Annotated in this window: 13 protein-coding genes and 1 rRNA gene; 10 read left to right on the top strand and 4 right to left on the bottom strand. The window is 44.8% G+C overall.

Annotation, left to right across the window (positions count from 1 at the left end; all coding sequences use genetic code 11):
- Window positions 1–92: ribosomal RNA gene (gene rrf, locus D1Z90_RS19740) — 5S ribosomal RNA — on the top strand; the annotation flags it as partial.
- A gap of 117 nt (window positions 93–209) precedes the next feature.
- On the opposite strand, the gene rsmD is transcribed toward rrf, so the two are convergent.
- A complete protein-coding gene (gene rsmD, locus D1Z90_RS19735; RefSeq protein ID WP_438941749.1) occupies window positions 210–860 on the bottom strand; it encodes a 16S rRNA (guanine(966)-N(2))-methyltransferase RsmD in 651 nt (216 codons plus the stop codon).
- A 57-nt stretch (window positions 861–917) separates the two neighbouring features.
- On the opposite strand from rsmD, the gene ftsY reads away from it, so the two are divergent.
- From ftsY to ftsX, 3 genes are read left to right on the top strand one after another with little or no spacing between them, the layout of a single operon-like run.
- Window positions 918–2,630: a signal recognition particle-docking protein FtsY gene (ftsY, locus tag D1Z90_RS19730; protein WP_119912510.1), complete on the top strand. Its 1,713-nt coding sequence runs from the start codon at window positions 918–920 to the stop codon at window positions 2,628–2,630.
- Between the two features lie 26 nt (window positions 2,631–2,656).
- On the top strand, window positions 2,657–3,337 hold the full coding sequence (gene ftsE / locus D1Z90_RS19725; protein WP_119912509.1) for a cell division ATP-binding protein FtsE: 681 nt from the start codon (window positions 2,657–2,659) through the stop codon (window positions 3,335–3,337).
- Window position 3,338: 1 nt separating this feature from the next.
- A complete protein-coding gene (gene ftsX / locus D1Z90_RS19720) occupies window positions 3,339–4,295 on the top strand; it encodes a permease-like cell division protein FtsX (protein ID WP_119912512.1) in 957 nt (318 codons plus the stop codon).
- Here ftsX and D1Z90_RS19715 read toward each other — a convergent pair.
- Entirely contained in the window at window positions 4,292–4,840 is a 549-nt protein-coding gene (locus tag D1Z90_RS19715; protein WP_119912508.1) for a LysM-like peptidoglycan-binding domain-containing protein, read from the bottom strand. The two genes, ftsX and D1Z90_RS19715, sit on opposite strands and share 4 nt — an antisense overlap.
- 222 nt (window positions 4,841–5,062) lie before the next feature.
- On the opposite strand from D1Z90_RS19715, the gene D1Z90_RS19710 reads away from it, so the two are divergent.
- The 5 genes from D1Z90_RS19710 to D1Z90_RS19690 all read left to right on the top strand — a co-directional run bounded on the left by D1Z90_RS19710 (window position 5,063) and on the right by D1Z90_RS19690 (window position 8,459).
- Window positions 5,063–5,503: a GNAT family N-acetyltransferase gene (locus tag D1Z90_RS19710; protein WP_119912507.1), complete on the top strand. Its 441-nt coding sequence runs from the start codon at window positions 5,063–5,065 to the stop codon at window positions 5,501–5,503.
- Window positions 5,504–5,599: 96 nt separating this feature from the next.
- The gene (gene rpoH, locus D1Z90_RS19705) at window positions 5,600–6,451 is read left to right on the top strand and encodes an RNA polymerase sigma factor RpoH (RefSeq protein WP_119912506.1); all 852 of its coding nucleotides are present in this window, start codon (window positions 5,600–5,602) and stop codon (window positions 6,449–6,451) included.
- A gap of 124 nt (window positions 6,452–6,575) precedes the next feature.
- On the top strand, window positions 6,576–6,917 hold the full coding sequence (locus tag D1Z90_RS19700; RefSeq protein ID WP_119912505.1) for a hypothetical protein: 342 nt from the start codon (window positions 6,576–6,578) through the stop codon (window positions 6,915–6,917).
- 106 nt (window positions 6,918–7,023) lie between these two features.
- Window positions 7,024–7,860, top strand: a complete 837-nt coding sequence (locus D1Z90_RS19695) for a prephenate dehydratase (RefSeq protein ID WP_119912504.1) — start codon at window positions 7,024–7,026, stop codon at window positions 7,858–7,860.
- 251 nt (window positions 7,861–8,111) lie between these two features.
- On the top strand, window positions 8,112–8,459 hold the full coding sequence (locus tag D1Z90_RS19690; protein ID WP_119912503.1) for a 5-carboxymethyl-2-hydroxymuconate Delta-isomerase: 348 nt from the start codon (window positions 8,112–8,114) through the stop codon (window positions 8,457–8,459).
- A 56-nt stretch (window positions 8,460–8,515) separates the two neighbouring features.
- Here D1Z90_RS19690 and trmA read toward each other — a convergent pair whose 3' ends face one another.
- The gene (gene trmA / locus D1Z90_RS19685) at window positions 8,516–9,613 is read right to left on the bottom strand and encodes a tRNA (uridine(54)-C5)-methyltransferase TrmA (protein ID WP_119912502.1); all 1,098 of its coding nucleotides are present in this window, start codon (window positions 9,611–9,613) and stop codon (window positions 8,516–8,518) included.
- A 151-nt stretch (window positions 9,614–9,764) separates the two neighbouring features.
- Between trmA and murI the strand changes: the two genes are divergently transcribed.
- Window positions 9,765–10,547 (top strand): glutamate racemase, encoded by a 783-nt coding sequence (gene murI, locus D1Z90_RS19680; RefSeq protein ID WP_119912511.1) that lies wholly within the window; start codon window positions 9,765–9,767, stop codon window positions 10,545–10,547.
- A gap of 10 nt (window positions 10,548–10,557) precedes the next feature.
- Here the strand turns inward: murI and D1Z90_RS19675 are convergent, their stop codons facing one another.
- A complete protein-coding gene (locus D1Z90_RS19675) occupies window positions 10,558–11,025 on the bottom strand; it encodes an RNA recognition motif domain-containing protein (RefSeq protein ID WP_119912501.1) in 468 nt (155 codons plus the stop codon).
- Between the last annotated feature and the right edge of the window lie 345 nt (window positions 11,026–11,370).

Here is an 11,370-nt window from a genome sequence, read left to right as displayed (position 1 = left end):
CCACCTGATCCCATGCCGAACTCAGAAGTGAAACGCAGTAGCGCCGATGGTAGTGTGGGGTTTCCCCATGTGAGAGTAGGTCACCGCCAAGCTTTGAATTAGAGAAAAGGCCATCCTGACGGATGGCCTTTTTTTATGCCTGAAGAAAAGTGCATAATAAAACCAAGTCTAGGCTTGGTTTATTTGTAATATATCAACAGAAGCAGAGGCTAAGTCAGTTGGCGTGCAAACAGCTGATAAGTAACCTGACCTGCTGTTTTTTCTTTTAACAATTCCCAGTTAGTGGGTAACTGCGCCGTTGTTAACTCAGTTTCTTTTTCTACATAAATTAAAGCATCTTCTTTTAGCCATTGATTTTGTTCAAGTTTATTGCAGCAGTCTGCTAATAAATTTTGTCGAAAAGGTGGGTCTACGAACGCAATATCAATTCCTTGATCGCCTACTTTATCTAAGAATTGCAAGCAATCCTGCTGGTACACTTTTGCTTGCGAGCTTTTTAGTGTGGCTAAATTTACCTCTAATTGCTTTGCTGCTACCTTATCTTTTTCAATCAAAGTGACATAAGAGGCATAGCGAGATAGCGCTTCCAAGCCTAAGCTTCCACTACCAGCAAAGCAATCTAGACAGTTTGCATCTCTTAAATACATATTCAGCCAATTAAAAACGGTTTCTTTTACTCTATCCGTTGTGGGACGAAGGCCAAGTACGTCTTTGACGGGCAGCTTTCTTCCTCGCCACTGGCCAGAGATAATCCTAATCTGACCGTCTTTTTGGCTATTATTTTGTTTTTGTTTAGATCTAAGCCTTTGATTTGTGCCCATAGTAATTTTTAGTCCGGCAATTAGGTGGTAAAATATCATCAATTATAATGCTGGTATTTTATCAGGCATTGCTTTTGTGAGTAAGGTTTAACAGAAATGGCTAAAAAGAAAGGTTTATTTTCCTGGTTAGGATTTGGTAAAAAGCAGGAACAAGAGCCAGAGGTGACAGAGTCGGTTGAGTCACAACAACTAGCTGAACAACAAGATACCGAAGGATCCAATCAAGTCGATGCTGCTCAGGGTAATGAAAACCTGCAAGCTGAGGAAGATGCGCGTTTAGCAGCCGAGGCGAAAGCGGCAGAAGAAGCTCGCTTAGCAGCCGAGGCGAAAGCGGCAGAAGAAGTTCGCTTAGCAGCCGAGGCGAAAGCGGCAGAAGAAGCTCGTTTAGCCGCCGAGGCCAAAGTGGCAGAAGAAGCTCGCTTAGCAGCCGAGGCGAAAGCGGCAGAAGAAGCTCGTTTAGCCGCCGAGGCGAAAGCGGCAGAAGAAGCTCGTTTAGCCGCCGAGGCGAAAGCGGCAGAAGAAGCTCGTGTAGCAGCCGAGGCGAAAGCGGCAGAAGAAGCCCGTTTAGCAGCCGAGGCGAAAGCGGCAGAAGAAGCCCGTTTAGCAGCCGAAGCGAAAGCGGCAGAAGAAGCCCGTTTAGCAGCCGAGGCAGAAGCGGCAGAAGAAGCCCGTTTAGCAGCCGAGGCGAAAGCGGCAGAAGAAGCCCGTTTAGCAGCCGAGGCGAAAGCGGCAGAAGAAGCCCGTTTAGCAGCCGAGGCAGAAGCGGCAGAAGAAGCCCGTTTAGCAGCCGAGGCGCAAGCGGCAGAAGAAGCTCGCCTGGCGGAAGAAGCAGAAGCAGTACAACGCGCAGAGCAAGCAGCTAAAAAAGATAAGCCAAAAAAAGCCGGCTTTTTCTCTCGTTTAAAACAAAGCCTAAGCAGAACGAAAGCCAATATTGGCAGTGGCTTCTTTGGCCTGTTCAGTGGCAAGAAAATCGATGATGATCTTTTTGAAGAACTCGAAGAGCAGTTGTTGGTAGCTGATTTAGGTGTAGAAACAACGACTAAGATTATTGATAACTTAACTTCTCATGCGAGTCGTAAGCAGCTTAAAGATGCAGAGGCATTATACGACTTACTTAAGCAAGACATGTCTGACATGTTACAAAAGGTGAATCAGCCCCTTGTGATTGATGCCGAAAAGAAACCTTACGTTATTTTGATGGTAGGCGTAAATGGTGTCGGTAAAACCACGACTATCGGCAAGTTGGCCAAACAGTATCAATCTGAAGGCAAGTCTGTGATGTTAGCTGCGGGCGATACTTTCCGTGCAGCAGCGGTTGAGCAGTTAGAGGTATGGGGTGAGCGTAATGAGATCCCAGTGATTGCTCAACATACTGGCGCAGACAGTGCCAGTGTGTTGTTTGATGCGTTAGAAGCGGCCAAATCTCGAGACGTTGACGTGCTGATTGCAGATACTGCAGGGCGTCTTCAAAACAAAAATCACTTGATGGACGAACTGAAAAAAGTGGTTCGAGTGATGAAGAAAAAAGACCAAACTGCGCCTCATGAGATCATGTTAACCATAGATGCTGGCACCGGACAAAACGCAATTAGCCAAGCTCAACTCTTCAATGATGCAGTTGGCTTAACCGGTATTACGTTAACTAAGTTAGACGGCACCGCTAAGGGTGGCATTATCTTCTCGGTGGCTGATAAGTTTGGTATTCCGATTAGGTACATTGGCGTGGGCGAGGGCATTGATGACCTGCGTCAGTTTAACGCTGACGAGTTTATAGACGCATTGTTTAGCCGAGAAGAACAAGAATAGTTGCTGACCATAGGGATCTTTCCAGCATGATTAAATTTGAGCAGGTAAGTAAAGTGTATTCTGGCAGCCATCAGGCGCTGCAGAAGGTCGATTTTCACCTTAAGCAGGGGGAAATGGCCTTTCTCACTGGCCACTCTGGCGCCGGTAAGAGCACCTTGCTCAAGTTAATCAGTTTGTTAGAGCGCCCTTCTGATGGCCGAGTAATCCTCAATGGCAACGACATCAGTCGTGTTTCACGCCGTCATGTGCCCTATTTAAGACGTCATATCGGCATGATCTTTCAAGACCATAAGCTATTAATGGACAAAACGGTGTTTGAGAATGTCGCTTTACCTTTGGTCATAGAAGGCTACAGTCGTGCCGAAGTTGAACGCCGTGTTATGGCAGCGCTCGATAAAGTGGGATTACACGGCAAAGAGTTTTGTGTTCCAGTGCACTTATCCGGGGGTGAACAGCAACGGGTTGGTATTGCGCGTGCGGTGGTGAATAAGCCGCCATTATTACTGGCGGATGAGCCGACAGGTAATCTAGACCCGAAATTGTCGACCGAAATTTTAAAGCTGTTTGAAGCCTTTAATAGCGTTGGTGTTTCGGTACTTATCGCGACCCACGATTTGGGGCTGATCGCCAAAATGCGTTACCGCACGTTGACGTTAAGAAATGGCAAAATGCTCAGTGATGGCTTAATGGGAGGTGAGCATGTTTAAAATGAAAGGCTCTCCTCGTATTACTAAGGTACCTATTCACAAACGCTTTGTGATGTTTTGGGTCAATCATTTTCAGCACGCTGTAGGTACCTTGGGGGAGTTATGGCGTACGCCAATGGCTTCTTTGATGACCATGGCGGTATTAGGTGTGAGTTTAGCCTTACCGGCTAGCTTCCATTTGTTGCTGAAAAATGCGGAACGAGTCACCGCCAGCTGGGACAACGCCGCAGAGGTAAACCTTTATTTACATCAGGGGCTTAACGACAAAACCACGCAGAACTTAATCAAGCGTATTAGCCTTTATCCGGAAGTGGAAACCGTAACTTACATTTCGCAGTCACAAGCGTTAAGAGAATTTAAAGAAATGTCCGGCTTTGGCAATGCGCTCGACTTTTTGGAAAGTAATCCGCTGCCAGCCACGGTTCAGGTTACCCCCACAGAACAACACTCTAGTCCGGCGGCGGCCAAGCTGTTGTTAGTCAAGTTACAGAGAGAAAAAGAAGTTGAGCAAGGCAAGCTAGATATTGAGTGGCTAGAACGTCTGCACGGCATTATCACCTTGGTTGTAGACTCTGTCGTCGCGGTCGCTTTTTTGCTGTTATCTTCCGTTTTGCTGATTGTAGGCAATACCATTCGCTTGAATATTTTGAACCGTCGCGATGAAATTGAAGTAATGAAGCTGGTAGGGGCCACGGACGCCTTTATTCAGCGGCCATTTCTTTATACTGGCCTTTGGTACGGTATTATTGGCGGCATGATTGGCTGGCTACTGACAAGTTCTATGGTGTTATGGATGGAGTCAACGGTGAAACAAGTGGCTGGCTTATATCAAAGCGACTTTCGTTTACTTGGCCTCTCATTAAGTGAGTTCGTATTTATGATTTTACTCTCGGCGGTGCTTGGTTTGCTGGCTTCTTACGTATCAGTGAAGCGCCATATTCGCTTAATTGAGCCTTAATGCGCCCGGTGAATAAAATCGCCTGCTACCGTTTTACTAAAGATATCACTGCTTGAGTCATCAGCTTGGCTCAAGCGAACTTCCAATAACTCCCCGGCTTGTGTTTGATAAAACGATAATACTTGTCCTGGGTGGATCTTAGATAACACCGCTTTATTTTTCGGCTCCGCTAACAACTTCGCCATATCATTATTACTGACTTGCATATGTTGCAGAATACGCGTCAGTGTATCGCCAGATTTGACAATATATGCTTGCCATTGACCGTCGCTAAAAGGTTTGAGTGTCTCGGTAGCTGCGGCTTGAGGCTGATCTTTCTCTGCCTCGTTCTGAGAGGGGGGTGAGGTCGCTGGGGCTGGCTCAATGTTTACGGTTTCAACGCCGGCTTGTTTGCTGCCAAACGGTAACGTGAAGGCGATCAACAGGGTCAATAATAAGATCACACTGATCATGCGAATGTGGCTTAGTGGCACCGGGATGTGGTGCAATAGCCATTGCTCACCCTGTTGCCATTTGTGCCACAAAAGTGGGAAGCTCACCTTCATAATAATTACTCAGAGAAAATATTAAATACTGCTCAATCGCATACTAGCACAGTTATTAAGCATTATTTCTAGGCTAAATTATTAATATTAATTCATCGCCTATAAATATGTATCTACTTATTTAATTGATAAATTTTTATACAAATTTTGAATTCAGTGTGACTTGTATCACTGTTTTGCTTAGGGTAAGCTAGCGGCAGTTAATTTTCCAAAGGCTTAAATATGTCTGTTGATTATGAAAATGCATCGCTGTTTTCACCAGTTTCACAGCTGTTACTGAATGAATTAGATGCAGAAAGTACAACGAGTATTTCTTTGCTAGACGATATTATTCATGGCGATTATCAATTACTCATCGCCCGCCAAGATGGCCACGCTGTAGGGTGTGTGTCTTACCGCTTCACCGAAAGCAATCGTGTTGATGTTCGTTGTTTGTACATTCGTACTGGCTACCGTCATCAAGGCTTGGCGAAATCACTGTTGTCGGAGTTAACCTTGCGAGTGCAAGGGCAAACCGAATCTTTAATCTGGTTTTCTAGCGAGCAGGTGATCATTCAAGATCTTCTTACTACGCTTGGCTACCGCGATACCGTATCACACTTTGGTGGGGATTCAGGTCAAGCCTGCATTGGCTCGACCCTTGGAAACTTGCATATTGCTTAATGTTTCCCTATATTCTGACATCTTGGAGCCGTAACTCTTGATCCTTTATTCAAAGGTTGCGTATCTTCATTATCGAACAAGACTATAAGGTGTTTAATGAGCAAAGAGTTTACTGGTACAGCCCTTGTCCCTCAGGGAAGCATTGAAGGCTATATCCAATCAGTTAATCAATTTGCTGTGTTAACTGCTGAACAAGAGAAACAATACGCTGAAGCGTTATTTCATGAAGGTGACTTGCAAGCCGCACGTAAGCTGGTCATGTCGCACCTACGCTTTGTGGTACATATTGCAAAAAGCTATGCCGGTTACGGCTTGCCTCAAGCGGATCTTATTCAGGAAGGTAACATAGGTTTGATGAAAGCGGTAAAACGCTTTGATCCTGGTGTCGGTGTTCGTTTGGTTTCTTTTGCAGTGCATTGGATCAAAGCTGAGATCCATGAATACGTTCTACGTAACTGGCGCGTTGTTAAAGTAGCAACAACCAAAGCCCAGCGTAAATTGTTCTTCAATCTTAGAAAGTCTAAAAAGCGCTTGGGCTGGTTTAACCAAACCGAAGTGAAAGATGTGGCGGAATCGCTCGGCGTAGCTGAAAAAGAAGTATTGGAAATGGAGTCGCGTTTGAGCGCCCAAGACCAAGCGTTTGATGTTAGCCATGACGATGACGACGATAGCTCGAATTTTGCACCTATGCAGTATCTTGAAGACAAGTCTTCAGATCTTGCTGTGAATGTTGAGCAAGCCAATTATGAATCTCATACTTCAGACCGATTGGCAGCGGCTATGTCGCAACTCGACGATCGCAGCAAACACATAGTGCGCTCGCGTTGGTTAGACGAAGACAAGTCGACCTTACAAGAGCTGGCGCAGCAATATCAAGTGTCTGCAGAGCGCATTCGTCAACTTGAAAGCAATGCGTTGAAAAAGCTCAAAGGTGTGATGGATCTTTGATCTAACTCCTTATCTGGGTATGGTTTTTATGAAGGTCTCTTATGAGGCCTTTTTTATTGCCTAGTGTTTGGTTAAAATTCGGCTCCTAATATTCAGTAGTTATGTTTTAAATGGAATGAGCAGTATGAATAAAGATCCTTTATTTGGTTATCAGGGTGACGACCTTAAAAAGTATTTCGAGCGTAATCCTCTCAAAGCTGGTGACATGCTGTTAGCTTACAGTGCGCGTGGCATGGGGCATCAATATGAGTTATTAGTGGTGCTTGAGCCTGAGTCTGGCAAGCAGCGTCGTATTGTTGTTAAAAGCTTACTTTCAAACGAAGAGTACACTTTCTTCCGCACAGGCAAAGGGGTGAACAAAAAAGCCAGCCATGTTAAGTTACTGCCGTTGGTGCCTTGGGTAATTAACCGTATGGGCCAGCAGGTTAAAGTGTCGTTCGACTGGACTTGGCGTTTCACTGCTTAATGGCAGGCTTGCCAGCATTGAATGTCTAGCACACATATCACATCCACTTTTCACTGTAAAAACCACTTCATGGGGGTAATAACGCAGTGCATAAATTAGGTATTCAATGAGTGTAATTGCCACTTTAGGGCCCAAAGATACGTTTTCAGACATGGCTACGCGAAAGTATATGGATGCGCGAAGCATGTCCGCAGAGCTGGTTTACTTTCCGACTTTGAAAACTACCTTTAATGCCATTGGTAACACGGCTGATTTTGGCGTGTTGCCGATAGAAAACTTGTCTGAAGGCTATGTTCAAGTGGTGTTAGACGCGTTGATGTCTACCGAGTTAGCCATACTTGATGAAGTGTTGCTGCCTATCAAGTTTGCATTTGTCAGCTCTTGCCAAGATCTATCTGAGCTTGAGCATTTGTATGTGCAATTTGTTGCTCACGGCCAATGCTCAGAGTTTATTGAGGGCTTGCCTGACGTAACGGTACATAATACGCAGAGCAATATGGAGTCATTAGCCCAGTTGCAGGGGCGTAAAAATGTCGGCGCGGTGATCCCGCATCATGCGCTGAGCCATTGGCAGGAGCAAGGCTTAGTGATTGATAATGTCACGGACTATGCTCACAACCAAACACGTTTTTTAGTGTTGGGGCGTGCGCCCAAACCGTATGACGAAAACGTGCCTTATAAAACCACCCTCGTTGTGCGTGATGACCACGATAAGCCTGGCGTATTAGGCAGTATTATCACGGCTTTTTCCAACCGTAAAATCAACATGACTTCTATCATGTCACGGCCAACCAAATCTCAATTGGGTAAGTATCACTTCTTTATCGATATAGAAGGGCACTGTACCCACCCAGATATTGCGCAAGCAATAGCGCAAATTAATGCGGCTTATCGCGTTAAAGTGCTGGGGTCATACCCGATTCAAAACGCAAACTTGTACTGAGATCAAATTTGCTATAGAAAATCATTTCTGGCTACTTATTGTTATGTAGGTCGTTTGGCTAGATTTATTGTGGAAAAAAACCTCTATCGCAGAAGTAAATACTGTGAAGTGTTATTATTTAGCATAAAACTTTTTTATCTTCGCCAATAAAGCTTTGTTTTAGCTATTTTTTAGCTTTTTATCTCTTGAATGTTCTGCCTCGCTGCATATTATTAGAATGATATGTTTAAAAAATGCACAAGGAGGCGATAATGCCACATTTAGTTTTGGATTTTTCCGAAGACCTTGCTTCTACTCATGACATTCCTGCATTGCTAAATGCTATTCATAATACGGCGCGTGACACGGGCTTGTTTACCCCTAGCGCAATTAAGAGCCGTGCCAAGCCTTACCCGTTTTACCGGATTGGCGATATGAATGAGAGTGCTAAATTCTTGCACCTCACCGTGTTCTTATTGAAAGGGCGAACGGATAAAGAAAAGTATCAATTCAGTCAATTGATGTGTCGTACCTTGAGTGAGCTTATTGATATACCAGGCAGTATTTCGGTAGACGTGAGAGATTTGGACGAAGAGGTTTACAGTAAGCGCCTGCCATAACCGGCTGCAGGGCTCAAAGGGCACCCAGGCTCACCTTAGCATAGCCTGGGTTCAGCCTATTTCTTCTGTAAATACACACCCGCTTCCATATGGTGGGTATATGGGAATTGGTCGAACAGGGCAAATTCACTGATGTTGTGCGTTTGCGATAACACAGTCAAATTATCCGCCAAGGTGTCGGGGTTACAGCTGATGTATAAGATGTTGTCGTAACCTTGCACCATTTTCACCGTTTCATCATCGAGCCCCGCACGCGGTGGGTCAACGAAGATGGTATTGCATTGGTAGCTGCTTAAGTCGATACCGGCTAGGCGCCTAAATGCTCTTTCGCCATTGATTGCTTGCGTAAACTCTTCCGCAGACATACGGATAATGGTGACGTTGTCTATTTGATTCGCGGCTATATTATATTGCGCGGAATCTACCGAAGGCTTGGCGATTTCAGTGGCGAGTACACGCTCGAAATTCTTGGCTAGCGCCAAAGAAAAGTTACCATTGCCACAATACAGTTCGAGTAAATCACCCTGACTGTCGGCAGTGCAATCAAGTGCCCATTCCAGCATTTTCTCAGCGACCTTGCCGTTAGGCTGGGTAAAGCTGTTTTCAACTTGCTTATATATCAGAGTGTTTTCGTGCACTTGAAGCTTCTCAACCACGAAGTCTTTGTCGATGAGGATTTTCTGCTTTTTAGCTCGACCAATAATATCCAGCTTAAATTGCTCTGAAAGTTGTTGCTTAAGTGCTTTGGCGTGTTGTTGCCAGTCGTTATCAAGGGCTTTGTGGTAAAGCAAGCTCACAACCACTTCACCGCTTAAAGTCGACAAGAAGTCTATTTGGAATAACTTAAACCTTAAGGCAGGGTTTTGTTTGATGGCATCGATCAGCACCGGCATTAATTGATTGATCAGTTCACTGGCTGGGCCAAATTGATCAACACGGATTTTTTGCTTCGTCTCCTTATCAAACATAATGTAATAAAGGTCATCACCTTGGTGCCATACCCGAAACTCAGCACGACAACGGTAGTGCTTGTCTGGCGAGGCAAACACTTGTAATTGAGGGGGATTAAATTGGCTAAATGCTTGCTCTAGGCTGTGCGCCTTAGCATCAAGTTGTTGCTGGTATTGTTCTGGCGCAATAAATGAACAAGACATAATGACCTCATAGCTTGGAAACAAAGAGGCAAATTCTAACGCTGCAGGCTACTTTGTCTACCCCGGCAGCAGGATTAATCAGAACTGCTTGCCTAATGACCATAAAACAAGTGACAATTTCTGCCTTCAGTTTACTTATAATAAAGCAGCTTTGAACGTATTAATCTTTGACTCTGGTGTCGGTGGCTTATCTGTAGTGCAGCAAATCCAACAGCACTTGCCCCATGCGCACATGACGTATTTATTTGATAATCAGTTTTTTCCGTATGGCGAGCTAGCCGAGGAAGTATTGCTTGGTCGAGTGTCTGCGCTAATTACGCAGATCTGCCAACAGCAACCTATCGACATGATAGTTATCGCTTGTAACTCTGCCAGCACCCTAGTGCTCGAGCAATTACGCCAGCAATGCCCACAGCCGATTGTTGGTGTGGTGCCTGCAATCAAACCTGCGGCAGCGTTAACCCAAACAGGTTGCATTGGACTATTGGCGACACCGGGTACGGTTAAGCGGCCCTATACAGCAAACCTTGTCACTGAGTTTGCTCCTCATATCGAAGTGAAAATGTTGGGCAGCAGTGAATTAGTGCAAATTGCAGAAGCAAAGCTGCAAGGGCAGCCAGTTTCACAACAACGTTTAGAAGACATTATTGCTCCCTTAAAGGCAGGCAATCCGGCACCCGATGTGGTTATCTTAGGTTGCACCCACTTTCCGCTATTAAAAGAAGAGTTACAGCAAGCGTTTGGGTCCAAAGTGAAGCTGATTGACTCAGGCGTCGCCATCGCTAAACGCGTGGCTAGCTTATGGTGTGATAAGTCGAGTCAGGTTGGCTTAGGTAAAATGTATTGTACGCGGTGGGATAAGCAAACTGAGCAACTAAAACCGGCCATGTTACATTTTGGGTTTCAATCACTCAGTTTATTTGAAGTGAACTAGCAAGATTCCTTTAAGCTGTCTCGTTACTCTCAGCTTGCTTGTCATTACTGCTGCGTTCGTTTGCTTCTCTAACTTTCAACGTTCGCTGCTGAAACTCTTTCTCATTGAGAGCTTTAATCGCAGCGGCTGCATCTGTGTCCGGCATTTCAACAAAACCAAAGCCACGACGTTTGCCGGTTTGCTTGTCTTTCATTAAACGTACCGAAACCACTCGGCCATGTTCGGCAAATAACTGGCGTACGGCGACTTCATTCGCACGGTAAGGCAAGTTGCCTACGTACAGCGTTTTTGTAGTAAAGCTGTCTTCGGTCGCAGTTTTAGCTGGTAATAGTGCAACAGCAATGCCGCCTAAGGCGATGCCCACAGCAAAAATCAGCGGAGAGATATCCATTTGAGTAAGATGCGCGATGACAAAGCCTATGCCCGCGAGCGCAAACGAAAACAACACAGGTAATCCTAATGTGTTGGACGATTTCATGATTTAATAAACCTCTAATTTAGAAAAATTGTTTTTTAGAATGATCAATAGTTGTGCTTAATCCAGATTAATAACCCCTGACTGATTAAGGGATAATAATCCGTGCGTAATTTACCAATTAAATTAAGGATAAGCTTGAAGCTGTTTCCAACTTTTTAACAAAAATTCACAACCTCTTCGCAAATAGTGTGATTAAGTGCAAATAACCACCGTATTGCTGCTTAATTAAACGCTTTTTCAGCGCGAATAAAATTATTTAAAAAAAAGCCAAAAAAGCCCTTGCACGGAATCAGAATCTCCCTATAATGCGCCTCCGTTGTCACAGCAAAGCACATCAAGCGAAGC

This window comes from Motilimonas pumila (assembly GCF_003596335.1).
Lineage (GTDB): Bacteria > Pseudomonadota > Gammaproteobacteria > Enterobacterales > CBDFNC01 > Motilimonas > Motilimonas pumila.
This window is presented reverse-complemented; position numbering and strand designations above follow the sequence as displayed.

Coding starts and splice junctions, on each gene's coding strand:
- D1Z90_RS19690 (WP_119912503.1), top strand. CDS start 8,112: ATGCCACATTTAGTTTTGGATTTTTCCGAAGACCTTGCTTCTACTCAT.
- rsmD (WP_438941749.1), bottom strand. CDS start 860: ATGATATTTTACCACCTAATTGCCGGACTAAAAATTACTATGGGCACA.
- ftsX (WP_119912512.1), top strand. CDS start 3,339: ATGAAAGGCTCTCCTCGTATTACTAAGGTACCTATTCACAAACGCTTT.
- D1Z90_RS19710 (WP_119912507.1), top strand. CDS start 5,063: ATGTCTGTTGATTATGAAAATGCATCGCTGTTTTCACCAGTTTCACAG.
- D1Z90_RS19700 (WP_119912505.1), top strand. CDS start 6,576: ATGAATAAAGATCCTTTATTTGGTTATCAGGGTGACGACCTTAAAAAG.
- D1Z90_RS19675 (WP_119912501.1), bottom strand. CDS start 11,025: ATGAAATCGTCCAACACATTAGGATTACCTGTGTTGTTTTCGTTTGCG.
- rpoH (WP_119912506.1), top strand. CDS start 5,600: ATGAGCAAAGAGTTTACTGGTACAGCCCTTGTCCCTCAGGGAAGCATT.
- ftsY (WP_119912510.1), top strand. CDS start 918: ATGGCTAAAAAGAAAGGTTTATTTTCCTGGTTAGGATTTGGTAAAAAG.
- D1Z90_RS19715 (WP_119912508.1), bottom strand. CDS start 4,840: ATGAAGGTGAGCTTCCCACTTTTGTGGCACAAATGGCAACAGGGTGAG.
- D1Z90_RS19695 (WP_119912504.1), top strand. CDS start 7,024: ATGAGTGTAATTGCCACTTTAGGGCCCAAAGATACGTTTTCAGACATG.
- ftsE (WP_119912509.1), top strand. CDS start 2,657: ATGATTAAATTTGAGCAGGTAAGTAAAGTGTATTCTGGCAGCCATCAG.
- trmA (WP_119912502.1), bottom strand. CDS start 9,613: ATGTCTTGTTCATTTATTGCGCCAGAACAATACCAGCAACAACTTGAT.